Source organism: Streptomyces sp. NPDC039430 (assembly GCF_055639435.1).
Genome location: NZ_JBVKAK010000014.1, coordinates 141,408 through 158,984, shown reverse-complemented (window position 1 = coordinate 158,984; position 17,577 = coordinate 141,408). Strand labels below are relative to the sequence as shown.

Here is a 17,577-nt window from a genome sequence, read left to right as displayed (position 1 = left end):
CTTGAGCGCTTGAAGGACTGTGGGGTTGTGGGGCTGAGGGGCTGAGGGGTTGAACAATCGTGGCGGGCGGCCAAAGCCGTCCGCCACGGGCGTCGTCGAGATGTCCGGCGGCGGCGCGTCCCGCGCCCCAGGCAGCCGCCGCGGCGTTTCAGGCCCGCGCCGCGTCCGACCGTTCCGCGCGTCGCAGCAGCAGCGCGGCGAGCAGTCCGCCCGCCAGGACCGCGACCGCACCCACCAGCTGACTGGTCTCCAGGCCCGACGCGAAGCCCTCGGCGACACGCCGCTTCTCCTCCGTGTCGTGCGCGGCGGCGAGCGCCGTCGGCAGTGACGCCGCGCCCACCGCTCCCGGGACGAGCGCAGCGAAGCGGGAGTTCAGCACCGCGCCCAGAGTGGCGACACCGAGGCCGTTGCCGAATTCGCCGAGCGTGCCGTTGACGCCCGCGCCCACGCCCGCCTTCTCCGGAGGGATCGCGCTCATGATCGCGTTGGCCATGGCCGGCGAGGCGAGCGCGATGCCCGCTCCCATGACGACCAGACCGAGCAGCATCCCGGAGTACGCGTGTCCGCCGAGCAGCGCGATCGCGGCGAGACCGGCGGCGAGCATGCTCATCCCGACGGCGATGGTGAGCGGGGTGCCGAGCTTGGGCAGCAGCCGGGCGCCCACGCCCACGACATTGAGGGCCACCACGGTCAGCGCCAGGGGCGCCGTACGCAGCCCCGCCTCCAACGGCCCGTATCCCAGCACGAATTGCAGATGCTGGGTGAGCAGGAACAGCGAGCCGCCCATTCCGAAGGCGATCAGCACCGCGCCCGCGACCGCCCCGACGAAGCGCTGGTCGCGGAAGAACCGCATATCCAGCATGGGGTACGGGATCCGCAGCTCCCACGCCACGAACCCGGCCAGGACGACCAGGCCGATGCTCGCGGAGGTGATCACCTGCCCGGAGGCCCAGCCGTGCTCGGGGCCGGAGATGATCGCGTACACGACGCCCGTCATACCGATGGTGGAGAGCAGCGCCCCGAGCAGATCGGGCCGGTCGCCCTCCTTGGTCTTGGATTCCGGTACGAGGGCGATCACCGCGGCCAGACCCATCACCGCGACCGGGATATTGATCAGGAAGATCGCGCCCCACCAGAAGTGGTCCAGCATGACGCCGCCGACCAGCGGGCCCACGGCGAATCCGAGCGAGTTGACGGTCGCCCAGAGGGCGATGGCCCTGACCCGCTCCGTCTCGTCGAAGATCTGCACGACGACGGCGAGTGTGGTGGTGATCAGCAGCGCGCCACCGACCCCCATCCCCGCGCGCGCCGCGATCAACTGCGCGGTGGAATCGGCGAGTCCGGCGACCAGCGAGCCGATACCGAACAGCGTGAGACCGGCGACCAGCATCTTCTTGCGGCCGTAGCGGTCCGCGGCGCTACCCGCGGTGAGCAGCAGGCCCGACTGAACCAGCGAGTACGCGTTGATCATCCACTGCACGTCCGTCGTGGACGCGTCCAGCTCCCTGGTGAGGGAGGGGATCGCGACATTCAGCACGGTGTTGTCGAGCAGCACGGTGAGCTGGGCGAGACAGATGACGCCGAGGATGAGCCAGCGCTGCGGATGGCCCGTGGGGGCCTTGCCGGCTTCGGTGGTCGTCGCCGTCATACGATCCTGCCTTCTGGTCCGGTGGTCCGGTTGCCCTGTGTGTCCTGCCGCCCCGGAACCGGGGGACACCACGGACGCGGACGCGGGACCGCGCCGCTCGCCCACCCTCCCGGAACCGCGCGAAGCCGGACAAGGAGTTTCCGCACTGCCCGAAACGCGCGACGGCCGCGCGACCGCGCCCCTCACTCCCTCCCCCTCCGCGCCTCCCCGCCGCCTGAGCGCATGCCGACCGAATCCCCGACCGAATCCCCGACCGCATGCCGGCCACAGGCCGACCGCATGCCGGTCGAAGCGCGGATCGGGCCCCGCATAGGGTGGGGGGATGCAGGAGCAGTACCGAACCGTCGCCCGCGCGGGCGTGCACGAGAGCGAGATCAACCGGTCGCGTTTCATCTGCGCGCTGGCGCCCGTGGCGACGGAGGAGGAGGCGCAGGAGTTCGTCGCCCGGGTCCGCAAGGAGCACCCGACGGCCACGCACAACTGCTTCGCGTATGTGATCGGCGCCGACGCCTCCGTACAGAAGGCCAGTGACGACGGCGAGCCCGGCGGTACGGCGGGGGCGCCGATGCTCCAGATGCTGATGCGACGCGAGGTGCGCTACACCGCCGCGGTCGTGACCCGTTACTACGGCGGGGTCAAACTCGGTGCGGGTGGTCTGATCAGGGCATACGGCGGAGTCGTCGGCGAGGCCCTGGACGCCGTCGGCACCCTCACCCGGCAGCGCTTCCGACTGGCGACCGTCACCGTCGACCACCAGCGCGCGGGCCGGCTGGAGAACGACCTGCGGGCGACCGGGCGTGTGGTGCGGGACGTACGGTACGCCGAGGCGGTGACGATCGAGATCGGCCTGCCGGACTCCGAGGTACCGGCGTTCCGGGCGTGGCTTGCCGATACGACGGCGGGGACCGCCGTGCTGGAGCTGGGCGGAGAAGCCTTTGCCTGACGCGTACGGCGCGGAAACCGCGTACGAACAGGACGTCGCGTACGGCGCGGAAACCGCGTACGAACAGGACAGCGCCTACCCCGCGTACGCCGCCCGCGATGTGTCTCGTATGTCCCACAGCTTTCGCCCTCTGGAGGGCCGGTCTTGAGGATTCTGCACACATCGGACTGGCATCTCGGGCGGTCGTTCCACCGCGTGAGCATGCTCGACGCCCAGGCCGCGTTCCTCGACCACCTCGTGGCCACGGCCCGCGACCGTGAGGTAGACGCCGTCGTCGTCGCGGGCGACGTCTACGACCGGGCCGTGCCGCCGCTCAGCGCGGTGGAACTGTTCGACCGGGCCCTGCACCGTCTCGCCGACTCCGGCGTCCCGACCGTGATGATCTCCGGGAACCATGACTCGGCCCGCAGGCTCGGCGTTCTCTCCGGCCTGGTCGAGCGCGCGGGGATCCATCTGCGGACCGACCCGGCCGGCTGCGCCACCCCCGTCCTGCTGACGGACGCGCACGGGGACGTGGCCTTCTATGGACTGCCGTATCTCGAACCGGCCCTGGTACGGGACGAGTTCAAGGTGGCCAAGGCCGGCCACGAGACGGTGCTCGGCGCCGCGATGGAGCGGGTACGGGCCGACCTCGCGGGGCGCGACGCGGGCACCCGCTCCGTTGTCCTCGCGCACGCGTTCGTCACGGGCGGCACGCCCAGCGACAGCGAGCGCGACATCACCGTCGGCGGTGTGGCGTCCGTGCCCTCCGGAGTCTTCGACGGGGTCCACTATGTCGCCCTGGGGCATCTGCACGGCGCCCAGACCCTCACCGAACGCGTCCGTTACGCGGGCTCGCCCCTCGCGTACTCCTTCTCGGAGACCACTCACCGCAAGACGATGTGGCTGGTGGAGCTGGGTCCTGAGGGCGAGATCGAAGCCGAGCGGATCGACTGCCCGGTGCCACGCGCCCTGGCCAGGATCCGGGGCACGCTCGATGAACTGCTCGACGACCCGGGACTCCTCCGCCACGAGGAGTCCTGGATCGAGGCGACCCTGACCGATCCCGTACGCCCCGCCGAGCCCATGGCCCGGCTCGCCGAGCGCTTCCCGTACACACTGAGCCTCGTCTTCGACCCGGAGCGGGGGGACGACGACCCGCGATCCTCCTACGCCCAGCGTCTCGCAGGCCGTACCGACCAGCAGATCGCGGAGGACTTCGTGGCGCACGTACGCGGCGGATCGGGGCCCGACGAGGCCGAACGGGCCGTGCTGCGGGGCGCGTTCGAGGATGTGCGGGTCGACGCGACGGCGCGCGAGGTGACCCCGTGAGACTGCACCGGCTGACCATCACCGCCTTCGGGCCCTTCGCCACCACCGAGGAAGTGGACTTCGACGCGCTCAGCGCCGCCGGGCTCTTCCTGCTGCACGGCCCGACCGGCGCCGGGAAGACCTCCGTACTCGACGCGGTCTGCTACGCGCTGTACGGCGCCGTGCCGGGCGCCCGCCAGAGCCCCGGGGCCGCTCTCCGCAGCGATCACGCGCCCGCCGGGACCCCCACCGAGATCGGCCTCGATCTGACCGTGGGCGGCCGGCGGCTGGAGATCGTCAGGCGGCCCGCGCAACTCCGGCCGAAGAAGCGGACGAAGGGATTCACGACCGAGAAGGCGCAGAGCCGGCTGCGTGAGTACGACGCGGAGAGCGGCACCTGGCGGGCGCTGAGCCGGTCCCACCAGGAGATCGGCGAGGAGATCGGCCAGCTGCTCGGGATGAGCAGGGAGCAGTTCTGCCAGGTGGTGCTGTTGCCGCAGGGCGACTTCGCCCGTTTTCTGCGTGCTGACGCGGAGGCGCGCGGCAAGCTTCTCGGCAAGCTCTTCGACACGCACAGGTTCGCCGCGGTCGAGGAGCGCCTCGCCGAACTGCGGCGCGCCGCCGAGCACCGGGTACGCGCGGGCGACGACCGGCTTCTCGCCATCGCGCAGCGCCTGGCCCAGGAAGCGGGCGCGGGCGACCGCACGGCGCAGCCTCCGGGCGACCGGGCGTCGTCACGCCCAGGCGACCGTACGGCGCCGTCCCCGCGCGACCGTACGGCGCCGTCTCCGGGTGGACAGGTGGCGCCGCCCCTGCCCGAACCGCGGCCGGGCGACGCGGGGTTCGCCCCCGCGGTACTGGAGTGGGCGGCGGTCGTCCGCACCGGCGCCCATGAGTGGTCGGACATCAGCGAATGCGCTCTGTCCGGCGCCGAGAGCCGCGCCGCGGCTGCCCGGCGCGCGCTGGACGCCGAACGCGAACTGGCCACCCGGCAAAGCCGGTTCGCGGAGACGCGGCGCCGCGCCGAGACACTGGAGGAGCAGCGCGCCGAGCACGAGCGGGTGCGGGCCCGGCTGGAGCGTTCCCACAAAGCGGAGTTGGTCGCGCCCGCGCTCTCGCTGCGCGCCGACGCCGAACAGGCACACCGTTCCGCCACCGCCGAGTACGCGCGCACCCGCCCGCTGCTGCCCGTCGGCCTCACGGACGCCGGAGCGGAACAACTCGCCTCGCTGGAAGGGGATCTGCGCCAGGAACTGGGCGCGCTCGACGCCGCCCGGCGCGCCGAACACCGCGACGCCGCGATCACGGCCGAGCGCGCCGACCTGGACCGGCAGGCGCGGGCCGACGACGAGGTCCTCCAGGAAGCGGCCGACTGGCTCGCCGGGTGGGAGCCCCGGCGCGGCGCCCTCCAGGACCGTATCGAGGCCGCGCAGGAGGCGGCGACCCGCGCCGAACAGCTCGCCGGACAGCTCGACCCCGCGCGCGACCGGCTGGACGCGGCCCGGCGCCGCGACACCCTCGACGCGGCGGCCTCCGAGGCCGGTGAACGGCTCAACTCGGCCCGGGAACAGGCCAATACGGCGCATGAGCACTGGCTCGACCTGCGCGGACGACGGCTGGCCGGCATGGCGGCCGAGCTGGCCGCCGGGCTCGTCGACGGCGACCCCTGCGCGGTCTGCGGCTCCGCGGCGCACCCCAGCCCCGCACGGGCCGCCGACGGGCAGGTGGACGCCGCGGCGGAGGACGCCGCGCTGGCGGCGTACCGGCGCGCCGACGAGACCCGCGGACTCGCCGAGCGCGAGCACACGGCGGTACGGGAGCGATACGCGGCGGCCCGCGCGGCGGCCGGTGAGTCGAGTGTGACCGAACTCGCCGCGCTCACCGAACGGCTGGAACGGGAACACACCGAGGCCCGCCGTGTCGCCGCCGGTACGCACGCGGCCCGTGAAGCCCTGAGCCGCGCCGAGCGTGAGTACGACGGCAGGCTCACCGCGCAGCGCGAAGCCGAACGCCGCGTCGCCGCCCGTACCTCGCGACGCGACGCTCTCGAAAGCGAACAGAGCGCGCTGCGCACCGAGTTGAGCCGCGCCCGGGGAGACGCGGCCAGTGTCGCCGAGCGCGCCGCGCGACTGGCGGACCGGGCCGGTCTGCTCGCCGAGTCGGCCGAGGCGGTACGCGCCGTCGACACCACCGCGCTCCGGCTCAAGGAGGCCGACGGCCGGCTCGCGGGAGCCGCCTTCCGGGCCGGGTTCGACACCCCTGAGGCCGCGGCGGGCGCCCTCCTCACCGACACCGACCGGCGGTCGCTCCAGCACCGGCTGGACGACTGGCGGGCCGAGGCCGCCGCGGTCGCCGACCGGCTCGCGGAACCGGAGACCCGGGCCGCCGCGGATCATCCGCCCGCCAGGACCGAGGCCGCCGAGGCGGCCCACAACGCCGCCGAACGCGCCCTGCGCGACGCGTCGTCCGCCGCGGCCACGGCCGGGAGCCGCCGCGCCGAGCTGGGCAGACTCTCCCGGCTGGCCGAGGCCGAGGTGCGCGCACTCGGCCCGGTCCGCGACGAGTACGACCGGGTCGCCCGTCTCGCCGGTCTCACCGCGGGCACGTCCGCCGACAACGAACGCAGGATGCGCCTGGAGTCCTACGTCCTGGCCGCCCGCCTCGAACAGGTCGCGGCGGCAGCCACCGTACGGCTCCAGCGCATGTCCTCCGGCCGCTACGCCCTGGTCCACTCCGACGCCAGAACGGGCGGCCAGCGGCGCTCCGGGCTCGGCCTCCAGGTCATCGACGCCTGGACCGGCAGCGCGCGCGACACCTCGACACTCTCCGGCGGCGAGACCTTCTTCGCGTCCCTCGCGCTCGCGCTCGGCCTCGCGGATGTCGTCACCGACGAGGCCGGCGGCGTACGGCTGGACACCCTCTTCATCGACGAGGGCTTCGGCAGCCTGGACGACCAGACGCTGGACGAGGTCCTGGACGTCCTGGACTCGCTCAGGGAGCGCGACCGCAGCGTCGGCATCGTCAGCCACGTCGCCGATCTGCGCCGCCGCGTCCCCACCCAACTGGAGATCGTCAAGGAGCGCCACGGCTCCGCGGTCCGGCAGGGGACACCAGGATCCTCCTGAGAACAAGAACCGGATGGACAACGGCCGACCCGCACACCAAGATCGTTGTCCATGCCCCCGTATGAGCCCCCCGCCCCCGAAGCACTCCGCCGCGATCCGCTGCCGCTGCGCGGCCGTACGGCACTGGTCACCGGTGCCAGCCGGCGGAGCGGTATCGGATACGCGGTCGCCCGGCGCCTCGTCGCGTACGGCGCGAGCGTGTACCTCCATCACCATGTACCGCACGACGCGGCTCAGCCCTGGGGCTCCGACCCCGATGGTCCGGAAGGCGTCGCCGCCGCCGTACGGGAGGCGCGCGCGGATCCGGCGGCGCGGGTGGAGCACGGACCCGCCGATCTGTCCGGGACCGAGGCGCCCGCCGCGCTGATCGCCACCGCCGCCGAGGCGCTCGGCGGGCGGCTCGACATCCTGGTCGCCAACCACGCGCTCAGCGGTGACGACGGCACGCTCGACACCATAGACGCGGCGATGCTCGACGCCCACTGGGCGATCGACACCCGGTCGGTGATCCTGCTGGTCCAGGCCTACGCCCGGCGGCGCGCGACGCTTCCGGACCGTATGCCCGGCGGCCGGGTCGTGATGTTGACCTCGGGCCAGGACATCGCGGGCGGGATGCCGGGGGAGATCGCCTACGGTCTGGCCAAGGGAGCCCTCGCCTCCGTGACCCGGTCGCTGGCCACCGCGCTCGCGGAGGGGGCGGTGACGGTCAACACCGTCAACCCCGGCCCCGTCGACACGGGTTATCTGACGGGGGCGGCGTACGAGCGGATCGCGGCGATGTTCCCGGGCGGCCGCTGGGGGATGCCCGACGACCCGGCCCGGCTGATCGCCTGGCTCGCCACCGACGAGGCCGAGTGGATCACCGGTCAGGTCATCGACTCCGAGGGCGGCTTCCGCCGCTGACCGGAGCCGACGAGGCGGCCGGCCGGGCCCACGCCTCCCGGCCGAACGCGGCCATCCTCCGTACGCACCCCGTACGGAGGATGGCCGCCGCGTCGCACCGCCGCGCACGCATGTACCGCGCGTCGTACGGATCGCCGCTCACGTACGTACCGCGTCGTACGTCCGGCGCGGGGTCAGAGCTTCGACAGCTCGTCCACCAGATCGTCCAGCCCCAGCGAGCCCTGCGACAGCGCCGCCATGTGCCACGCCTTCGCGTCGAACGCGTCGCCGTGCGCCCTGCGGGCGTTCTCCCGGCCGAGCAGCCAGGCGCGCTCGCCCAGCTTGTAGCCGATCGCCTGGGCGGGCATCGACAGGTAGCGGATCAGCTCGCTCTCCACGAAGTCCGCGGGACGGCCGCTGTGGTTCCCGAAGAACTCCTGTGCCAGCTCGGGCGTCCAGCGCTCGCCCGGGTGGAACGGCGAGTCCGCCGGGATGTCCAGCTCCAGGTGCATACCGATGTCCACGATCACCCGGCAGGCGCGCATCATCTGCGCGTCCAGGTAACCGAGCCTGCGCTCCGCGTCCGGCAGGAAGCCCAGCTCGTCCATGAGCCGCTCCGCGTAGAGCGCCCAGCCCTCCGCGTTGGCGCTGACCTGGCCGACCGAGGCCTGGTAGCGGGAGAGCTGATCGGCGACATGCGTCCACTGCGCGATCTGCAGATGATGTCCGGGAACACCCTCGTGGTACCACGTGGACACCAGGTCGTACACGGGGAAGCGGGTCTCGCCCATCGTCGGCAGCCAGGTGCGGCCGGGCCGCGAGAAGTCCTCGGAGGGACCGGTGTAGTACGGGGCCGCCGCGCCGCCCGGCGGGGCGATCCGGGACTCCACGCGCCGCACCCGCTCGGCGAGTTCGAAGTGGGTGCCGTCGAGCGCGTCGATCGCCTCGTCCATCAGCTTCTGGAGCCAGACCCTGACCTCGTCGACCCCCTCGATGTGCTGCCCGTGCTCGTCGAGATGGGCGAGCGCCTCCCAGGGGGTCGCGCCCGGCAGGATCTTCTCGGCCTCGGTCGTCATCTCGGCGCGCAGCCGGTGGTATTCGGACCAGCCGTACGCGTACGCCTCGTCCAGATCCAGATCGGTGCCGTTGAAGTACCGCGACCAGCGGGCGTACCGCTCGCGGCCCACGGTGTCCGGGGCGCCCTCGACGGCGGGCGCGTACACGTCGCGCATCCAGTCCCGCAGCTCCGCGAGGGCGGCGGTCGCGGAGCGGGCGGCGGCGTCCAGTTCCGTACGGAGGGTGTCGGGCCCCGCGGAGACGAACTCCTCGAACCAGCCCTGCTCCTCGCCCACCCACTCCGTCAGCTGGCCGATAAAGGTCGCGGTGGGCCGGGGACCGCCCAGCAGCTTGCGCTCCAGGCCCAGGGCGAGCGACTCGCGGTACCCGGCCAGTGCGGCGGGCACGGCCCGCAGCCGCTCGGCGATCGCCGACCAGTCCTCGTCCGTGTCGGCCGGGGTCAGCGGGAACGCGTCACGGAGATGGTGCACGGGCGAGTGGATGTTGCTGACCTGCCGCAGCCCCTCCTCGGCGTCGTGGACGGCGAGTTCCGCCGTCAGACGCTCACGCAGCAGCCGGGCGCAGCGCCGCTCGGCATCACTGTCCGCGCCCGGCAGGGTTTCGGCCACATCGAGCCGGGCGAGCGTCGCCCGGCCGAGATCGGCGACGGCCCGCTGTCCTGCCGGGGAGAAGTCGGGCAGGCGGCGGGAGCTCTCCGCGACGCCCAGATAGGTTCCGGTGATCGGATCGAGTTCGATGAGTGCGTCGACGTAGGCGTCGGCGACCTGGCGGGGCAGCGCGCTGCCGGATGTGTCTGACATCCGGACATCTTCTCCGAGAGAGAACTCCGCGTCACATCTTTGATTCCGGCGGACCGGCCGGATTGGCCGATGACGGCGGCGTCGGGGGGCCGCCGTCCCCCGACGCCGGAGCAACCGGGCCTCGGCATGGGCGACTTCGGCCCCTGAGGGGAAGCAGTGCCCCCGGACCACGGCTGATTTTGGCCGGATCGCGACGTAGCCGAGGCCCCGGCCCCCTATGCGGTGATCGGCCCCTTCAGCGGTCGGCCCGGTTGGCGATCGGCCCGTTCAGTGATGGGTTCGTTCAGCGGTCGGCCTGCTCGTGGTCGGACATCTCCGGGTCGCCGTACGGGGGCAGCACCCGCGCGGCCGTCGGCTCCAGCCGGGCCGTGATGACGAGCGTTCCTTCGTCGATCTGGTAGTCCAGCGGCAGACCGAGATCCCGCATGGTCGCGACCATGCCCGTGTTGGAGGCCTGCGTGACGGCGTACACGCTGGCGCAGCGGGCCTCGACGGCGAGCGCCACGAGCCTGCCCAGCAGTTCGGCGCCGATACCGCGCCGCTGCCAGGCGTCCTCCACGATCAGCGCCACCTCGGTCTCGTCGCCGTCCCAGAGCAGATGGCCGAGGGCGACGAGCCGGCCGGATTCCGTCTCGACCGCGAGCGTACGTCCGAAGCGCGGGCTGAGCAGATGGTTCAGATAGCGGTCGGCGTCTCCGACCGGGCCGTGGTAGCGCAGGCCCAGGGTCCGTTCGGAGCAGCGGGCGTGCATGGCGAGCGCGGCGTCGAGATCGCCGCGGTCGGCGCGGCGGACGGTGATCTCCTCGCCCTCGGGCAGCATGAGCACGTCCTGGCCGCGGGGGATACGCGGGCCGAGCCGGGCGTCCAGCTCGACCAGCGCGCGGGCCCGCGCGAACTCGGTCGGGGTGAAGGGCAGATAGGGGCGCTCGACGATGATGCTGCCGCCGTGCGGGTCGTTCAGCCGCATCTCCGTTCCGTCGAGCACCCCTTCGACGGGCGCGCCGTCACCGGCCGAGCGGTCGCCGAGGGATCCGGCCGGACGGGAGCGGATCGTGCAGCGGCCGAGCAGCTGGCGCAGCGAGAGCGGCAGTTCGGCGGCGTCCAGGGCCGTACGGGTGGCGAGGCCGAGCACCCGGGTCGGGGTGTCCACCAGATCGTGCGCGTCGGCGCGCTCGATCCACGTACTGCTGCCGCCCGCGGCCGAGATCTCCCGGGTGAGGTCCTTCGCCTGGAGCGCGGACGGGGCGCGCAGCAGGAACTCGTCCACGGTGCCCTCGGCCAGCGGATGCGTCTGGAGGGTGAGGATGTCGACATGGTGGGCGGCGAAGGCCGTGCACAGCGCGGCGAGACTGCCGGGCTCGTCCCGCACGGTGGTCCGCATGCGCCACAGCGTCGTCTCCACCGGGTCGGCCGGGGCCACACCCTCCCGTGCGTCCGAAGCCGAAGCCGAAGCCGAAGCGCGCCCAGGCGCGGGCGGGGCCGGGCTGTCGGAGGGCGGAGGGGCATGACCGTGCCTTCGTGCCCACCATGTGTGGAACATGGCCGTGGCGATCAGCGCCACGGCGGAGGCGACCAGCAGGAACGCGCCGTCGGGTCCATGAGCGATCATGTTGGCCAGGGCGTCGGCGACGGCCACGGCGGTGAACAGGGCGGCCAGTTCGACGAGGTCCCGCCGCCAGTGGTGCGGGCGGCGGACACTCTTCGCAGAAGTCACATTGGTCATGGACTCACTCTGACGGAATGGTGTTGCGTGATCACGAACGGTTTGTGACTGATGGGTTAAGAGTGGATCTGTTCGCTTTTGGCCTATCTCTGGCCAAGTTTGGCGCGGAGTGTTCGCCTCGGGAGCGCAATGTGGCAAGCAGCCGGGCCGCTTCCGCGACCAGACGCGAGCTGCCCCCGCGCCCGGCCAGCTCCGCCAGCCCGGCTGTCTCCCCGGCCGCACCGCATCGCTCCGCGCACTCGGCGGCCACGGCCAGAATCTCCCCCAGGACGGGCCCTGGCCCGGGACGCGCGGTCCCCGTGGCCAGGAGACCGGGCAGGGCCGCGCCCAGCACGGACCAGACCGTGGCATGGGCGCCGGTCGCCGCGGCCGTACGGACGGCGTCGGCCAGCCGGTTCACCTTGACCTGGTTCGCGTTCACCAGAGCGGCCAGCTCCCGGCCCAGCAGCCCGCCGTCCAGATCGCCGCGGGCGGCCAGCACCAGCAGCGCGTCCACCGCCGCCAGCCGGTCCTCCGGGTGACGCGCCCCGAGGCCGTACGCCACACCCCGGTGCAGTGAGCGGCCCGCGACGCCGCCGCTCTCGGCGAGCGGCGGCAGCCACCAGCACCCGCCCCGCTCGTCGTCCCGCGCGCAGGCGGCCGCCTGGGGCAGCAGCCACGCGGCGAGCGTCTCCCGGTCCTCCGGCAGGACAGCCGGCCAGTCCCCGTGCCGGTCCCCGGTCCAGTGGTGGCACCGCGACGGGTCCGGGACGTCCGGAAGACCCAGCCAGCGGAACGCCCGGGGGAATCCCCGCCGGACGGCCAGGCTCTGTCCCAGCCGCGCGGCCAACGTGGACGGCTCCCGTGCCGCACCGCCGTCGAGCGCGGGCAGCGGTGTCCCGTCCCCGGTCAGCCAGGCGGCGAGCCGGCCGGCCTCGGGGGTGCCGAGTGCCGCCGCCGCGCGCGCCGTCTCCGGGTCCTCGCCGCGCCGTACCCGCAGCAGCGCCTGCGCGAAGTCGACCGGAGCCGGGGTGGCACACAGACGCCGGTACTCACCCAGCCGCTCCACCAGCACATCGGGATCCAGCGCGCCCGTCTCCCGGGTCGGTGTGGCGAGCAGGAACGGCAGCGGGCGCGTACGCAGCAGATACGCGGCCTCCCACAGCCGCGCGTCGATCACCCCGTTCAGCGTGGCGTGGACGCAGGATTCCGTGCCTGCCCCTCGCGTGGTCGCCTTCCACAGCGCCTTCGTGGACACCCTCTCCAGGACCGAAGCGGCCACCACCTCCACCCCGCCGGGGTTCCGGGAGAGCCACGCGTGCCGGTCGCGCGGCGTTCCGTCCCTCATCCACCAGCTGGCGGCCAGCGCGTCACGCAGCCCCCCGGCCAGCGCCTCCCGGTCCCGGTAGGCGTGCCGGACCAGACCGTCGAGCACCCGTTCGAAGTCGGGCATCGTCCCGCCCGAGGTGATCAGCGCCGACGCCCGCTCCACCAGCTCCGCGAGATCCGACGGGGACGGAGCCAGCGGCGCCGGCCGTGGTACGGGCGGCAGGATCTCCTCGTACGGACCGGAATCCGGCTCCGCGGGCAGCTCACCGAAGACCTCGGCGGCCCGCGCCCGGTGGACCGGGCTCAGCCGGGCCGCGGCGATGGCCAGCTCCGACCGCTGATCGTCCGTCACGGCCGGCAGATGCCGGACCACCAGCTTCAGCGCCCGCTCCTGAACGCCCGCGTCCTCGTGTCCGAACGCCTCGGCCGCCACGGGCAGCAGTTCGCCCGCGGCGCCGCCGTCCGCGCGCAGGACCTTGCCCATCAGCACCAGTTGGGCCCGTACGAGCTTCTTCTCCGGCCGGAACAGCACCGCCCCCGACAGACCGGCCAGGCTCCGCGTCGGCAGAGCACCGGACAGCGCCAGCCGCGTGAGCACCCCCTGAGCGTGCCCCGCCACCGTCGAGACGCCGTCCGACGCCATGGCGATCCAGTCGGCGGCGTGGTCGCGTTCCTCCCGCGGGGTCAGCGCCAGCCGGCCGAGCAGTTTCAGGAAGAAGTCCAGCGCCCCGGGCCTGCCGCCGCGCAGCAGCCGCGCCACCGAGGCGTCCACCAGCAGCCGCCGCTCCACCACCCCCTCCTCGGCGAGGGCGGCGAGCACCGACGGCCAGTGGTGCGGAGCGGTGGCGTCGCCGTACCGGGCGAGCGGATCGGGGAGTTCGGCCGTCTCGAAGAGGCGCGGAACCATGACCGGCAGCTGGGGATCCGCCCGCAGCGCGGGCAGCAGCCCGCCGGCGGACGGAACCGCCTCGGCCCAGCCGTGCACATACTCGTCCGTCACCGGTACGGGACACCCCGCCAGCCGGACCAGGCCCGCGATGAACGGATAGTCGAGCCGCGCGGTCGACACCCGGCCCGCGAGCCGGTGCGCCACCTCGCCCAGCCATCCGGGCTCACGGTCCGCGAGCAGTCCGAGCATCAGCTCGTGCGGCAGCGGGAGACCCTCGCGCAGATCACGGGCACCGATCCAGACGGCCGTCGCCGCGGCCCCCGTATGACAGCCGGCCCCGGCGACCAGCAGCGCCTCCCGCATCCGGTCGCGCTCCCGCCACCGGTCCCACGGCCAGTCGCGCAGCTCCTCGCGGAGCGCCTTCAGCGCGCCCAGTGCCTCCTTGCGGTCCGCCGCCGTCAGCGGCTCGACCAGCCCCGGAACGGCACGGGCCCGGCCGGCCCGCACGGCATCGAGCAGCTCGCTCATCGCGCACCGCCGGCGCTCACGACGGCCGCGCGGCGCACCATCCGGACGGCCAGCGCGTGCTTGCACGGCCCCCGCTTCCCCCGGTGGCCGGCCCACCAGCGACAGGTGCAGCTGAGCACGCCCGCCGCCTCCCGCACCTGATAGCGCCGCTCTCCCGACGCCACCGACGCCAGATCGCCGTCGAGGACGACGGCCCCCGAGGAGCCCAGGGCGCGCGCCGCGACCAGCCGCGGATTGTGCCGCTCGACGCGGTCCGCGTCGTACGGCAGCTCCCGGTGGAAGTACGCCGCGTCCGCGAGGTCGTAACCGACCCGGCCCGCCGTCCCGAGCCGGACCAGCGCGGCCCGTACCCGCTCCGCCGTCAGTCCCGCCCGTCCGGCCAGCTCCGCCGGGTCGATCCGCGGCTCCCACGCCAGCAGTACGGACACCAGCTCGGCGTCCTCGGCGGCCTCTTCCGTGGCCAGCGCCTCCAGCACCCCGCCCTCACCGGAGAATCCGCGCGCCGCCTCGGGCGACAGCGTGAGCGTGAGCCGCATTCCCGGCAGCACCACCTCCCAGGCGCTCGCCGTCGCCGCCCCGTCGGCCACCGGCCCGTACACCCGCAGCGCCGTCGCCTCCCGCAGCACCCGCCGCGACGCCACCAGCCGCTGCGGGCCAGGCAGACACACCGCTCCCGGCACCGGCCGGGTGGTCGGCCGCAGCGTCCTGCCCGCAGGTACGACCCACATCGCCCCGCGCGAGGCACCGCCCGAGGAGCCGCTCGGCAGCGAGCGCAGGAAACGGACGGCCTCCGCCGCGCTCAGCTCGGCCCGTAGATCGAAACCCGCCGAGATCACCTGCGCCTCGGCGAAACCGCGCAGCCACCGGTCGGGCAGCGGCACCTTCTTCTCCACCACCGCGCCGTCCAGTGTGGTGACCGCCAACTCATCGGGCCCCACCCGCAGATGCAGCGGATCGTCGCCGGTCATCCGCGACAGCGCCGCACGCAGCGGATGGTTCACATCGACATTGGTCGTGCCATGGCCGGTCTCCGCGCCGTCCAGCCCCTCCCGCCCCACATCGAGCCGCGCGTACACCCCGCAGCAGCCGGAGAACGACTCGAAACGCAGCCGGTCACCGTTGCCCGTCACCACCGGATCCAGCGACGCGCGCGACACCTGCTGGTAGTACCGGGCGCCCGCCACATCCGCGACCGCGAGCAGGCCCTGGGCGGCGGCTCGCGGCGAGGACAGGAACCCGGAGAAGAAGCGCGGATGCGCCTCGGCACCGGTGGGTGTGAGCCCGCCCGAGGTCTCCAGGCCGAGCAGCCGTCCGCCCCGCGCACTCTCCAGGGCGGACGGACGGGTATAGGCAAGCGCCTGTACGGATCGCGTCATGGAAAAGACGTTAGATCCCGGCACTGACAATCGACTTCGGACGAACCCCCGCAGGGGCGGAGCCGCGGGCTCCTACTGGCCGGCCCTCCCCGGCTGGAGCACCTTGGTGAACAGCACCGTCCCGCCCTCTTCCCGCAGCCGGACCGTCAGTTCACCGCTGGCGCCGTCGATGTCCACCTCGCCGAAGAGCGGCGGCGTCTCCATCGGGGAGAGGTTCTGACCCTGCGGCGCCTTGACGAAGGCCCGGTCGGGCCCGAACGTGTCGTCCAGCTTGCTCGCCGGGAACTGGCCCGCGGCGATCGGACCCGAGACGAACTCCCAGAAGGGCGCGAAGTCCTTGAAGGCGGCCCGCTCCGGCGTGTAGTGCTGCGCCGAGGTGTGGTGCACGTCCGCCGTCAGCCACAGTGTGCCGGTGATGCGCTGGTGCTTGATGTACCGCAGCAGCTCCGCGATCTGGAGCTCCCGGCCGAGCGGAGCGCCCGGGTCGCCCTGGGCGATCGCCTCGATGTTCGCCGTACCGTCCGGCACGACCAGACCGATCGGCATGTCGGCGGCGATCACCTTCCACACCGCGCGCGAGCGCGACAGCTCGCGCTTGAGCCACGCGAGCTGCTCCGCGCCGAGGATGCCGTTGGTGTCATCGGTCTGCCGGCCGGGCGAGTTGGCGTTGCGGTACGTCCGCATGTCCAGCACGAACACATCGAGCAGCGGACCGTGGTTCACCACGCGGTGGACGCGCCGGTCCGCGCCGCGCGCGGGCCGCGCCGAGATCGGGAAGTACTCGTGGAACGCCTGCGTGGAACGGGCGGCCAGCACGTCCACGTTCTTCTCGGTGTAGCGCACGTCGTCCAGGATCTGGCCCGGGTACCAGTTGTTGCGCACCTCGTGGTCGTCCCACTGAATGATCGACGGGACCTCGGAGTTGAAGCGCCGTACGTTCTCGTCCAGCAGGTTGTACCGGAAGTTCCCCCGGTACTCGGCCAGCGTCTCCGCGACCTTCGCCTTCTCCGGAGTGGTGACATTGCGCCAGACACGGCTGTCGGGCAGCGTCACGCTCGGCTCGATCACACCGTCCGCGTAGATCGTGTCACCGCTGCACAGGAAGAAGTCGGGGCGGAGCCGGCGCATCTCGTCGTACACGGTGAAGCCGCCGATGTCCGGGTTGATGCCCCAGCCCTGCCCCGCGATGTCGCCCGACCACACGAACCGCACGCCCTGCCGACGCTTCGCGGGCGCCGTACGGAACGTGCCGTACACCGGCTCGCCGGTACGGCGCGGGTCGTGGGGATCGGCCAGGGTCACCCGGTAGTGCACCTGCTCACCGGCCGGCAGCCCGCGCAGCGGGACCGTACCGGTGAAGTCGGTGCCGGGGCCGAGCAGCGGACCGTGCCAGGAGCGGGCGCGGCGGAACGATTCGGTGGCCGAGGTCTCCACGATCATGCGGGCGGGCCGGTCGGACCGTACCCACACCAGCCCGGACGAGGACGTGACATCGCCGGCCTGCACACCCCAGGCGGCACGCGGCCGGCCGGACAGGGCCTGGGCGGGGGCGGCGCCCGCGAACGCGGCACCGGGCAGGGCCAGCACGGCCGACGCGGCGAGCGTGCCGCGCAGCACACCGCGGCGGCCCGGGGCCGCCGGGGCGCCGGAGGACGGAGCGGAAGAGGAGGAAGGGGAGGTGGTGCGGGGGTTGTGCGACATCGATGCGTCTCCTGGGCAGATGGTGCGCCGGGGTGTCATGCCATGCCTAACGCCCGGCGGCGGCCGGGGCGCGAACCCCGGGTGAACAACCGGCCGTGCGCCCCGCCCGTCCTACCCGTCCCGGGCGGCCTCCGCCAGTAGCCGTACCCCCTCCCGGTAGCCGCGCCGACAGCGCCGCCATGGACGCGGCCGACGGCGGATCCCGCGCCGGAGCACGTACCGGCCACTCGGCGGCCATCGGCGGTCCGGCCGCGGCGCCCTGATGACCTGTAGTGATGACCTGTAGT

At 73.3% G+C, this 17,577-nt stretch carries 10 protein-coding genes; 4 read left to right on the top strand and 6 right to left on the bottom strand.

Annotated features, from left to right (window positions below; genetic code table 11):
- Window positions 1-148 precede the first annotated feature (148 nt).
- Window positions 149-1,648, bottom strand: a complete 1,500-nt coding sequence (locus tag ACZ7LS_RS29030) for an MFS transporter (RefSeq protein ID WP_385134046.1) — start codon at window positions 1,646-1,648, stop codon at window positions 149-151.
- A 322-nt stretch (window positions 1,649-1,970) separates the two neighbouring features.
- Between ACZ7LS_RS29030 and ACZ7LS_RS29025 the strand changes: the two genes are divergently transcribed.
- The 4 genes from ACZ7LS_RS29025 (at window position 1,971) to ACZ7LS_RS29010 (ending at window position 7,909) form a co-directional block, all read left to right on the top strand.
- Window positions 1,971-2,591, top strand: coding sequence for a YigZ family protein (locus ACZ7LS_RS29025; RefSeq protein WP_382526202.1), 621 nt, complete (start codon window positions 1,971-1,973; stop codon window positions 2,589-2,591).
- 144 nt (window positions 2,592-2,735) lie between these two features.
- Window positions 2,736-3,902, top strand: coding sequence for an exonuclease SbcCD subunit D (locus ACZ7LS_RS29020; protein ID WP_385134042.1), 1,167 nt, complete (start codon window positions 2,736-2,738; stop codon window positions 3,900-3,902).
- On the top strand, window positions 3,899-7,006 hold the full coding sequence (locus tag ACZ7LS_RS29015; RefSeq protein WP_385134039.1) for an AAA family ATPase: 3,108 nt from the start codon (window positions 3,899-3,901) through the stop codon (window positions 7,004-7,006). Before ACZ7LS_RS29020 ends, ACZ7LS_RS29015 begins: the two co-directional genes overlap by 4 nt.
- A 51-nt stretch (window positions 7,007-7,057) precedes the next feature.
- Window positions 7,058-7,909, top strand: a complete 852-nt coding sequence (locus tag ACZ7LS_RS29010) for an SDR family oxidoreductase (protein ID WP_385134036.1) — start codon at window positions 7,058-7,060, stop codon at window positions 7,907-7,909.
- A 173-nt stretch (window positions 7,910-8,082) separates the two neighbouring features.
- Here the strand turns inward: ACZ7LS_RS29010 and ACZ7LS_RS29005 are convergent, their stop codons facing one another.
- From ACZ7LS_RS29005 to ACZ7LS_RS28985, 5 genes are all read right to left on the bottom strand, one after another.
- A complete protein-coding gene (locus ACZ7LS_RS29005) occupies window positions 8,083-9,765 on the bottom strand; it encodes a DUF885 domain-containing protein (RefSeq protein ID WP_382672370.1) in 1,683 nt (560 codons plus the stop codon).
- 283 nt (window positions 9,766-10,048) lie between these two features.
- Complete coding sequence (locus ACZ7LS_RS29000) at window positions 10,049-11,488, bottom strand: GNAT family N-acetyltransferase (protein WP_385134033.1); 1,440 nt, start codon at window positions 11,486-11,488, stop codon at window positions 10,049-10,051.
- 31 nt (window positions 11,489-11,519) lie between these two features.
- On the bottom strand, window positions 11,520-14,213 hold the full coding sequence (locus tag ACZ7LS_RS28995) for a DUF7824 domain-containing protein (RefSeq protein WP_385134030.1): 2,694 nt from the start codon (window positions 14,211-14,213) through the stop codon (window positions 11,520-11,522).
- Entirely contained in the window at window positions 14,210-15,589 is a 1,380-nt protein-coding gene (locus ACZ7LS_RS28990) for an SWIM zinc finger family protein (protein WP_385134027.1), read from the bottom strand. The genes ACZ7LS_RS28995 and ACZ7LS_RS28990 overlap by 4 nt, the downstream gene beginning before the upstream one ends.
- Before the next feature lie 72 nt (window positions 15,590-15,661).
- Entirely contained in the window at window positions 15,662-17,290 is a 1,629-nt protein-coding gene (locus tag ACZ7LS_RS28985; protein ID WP_385134024.1) for an alkaline phosphatase D family protein, read from the bottom strand.
- Window positions 17,291-17,577: the final 287 nt, after the last annotated feature.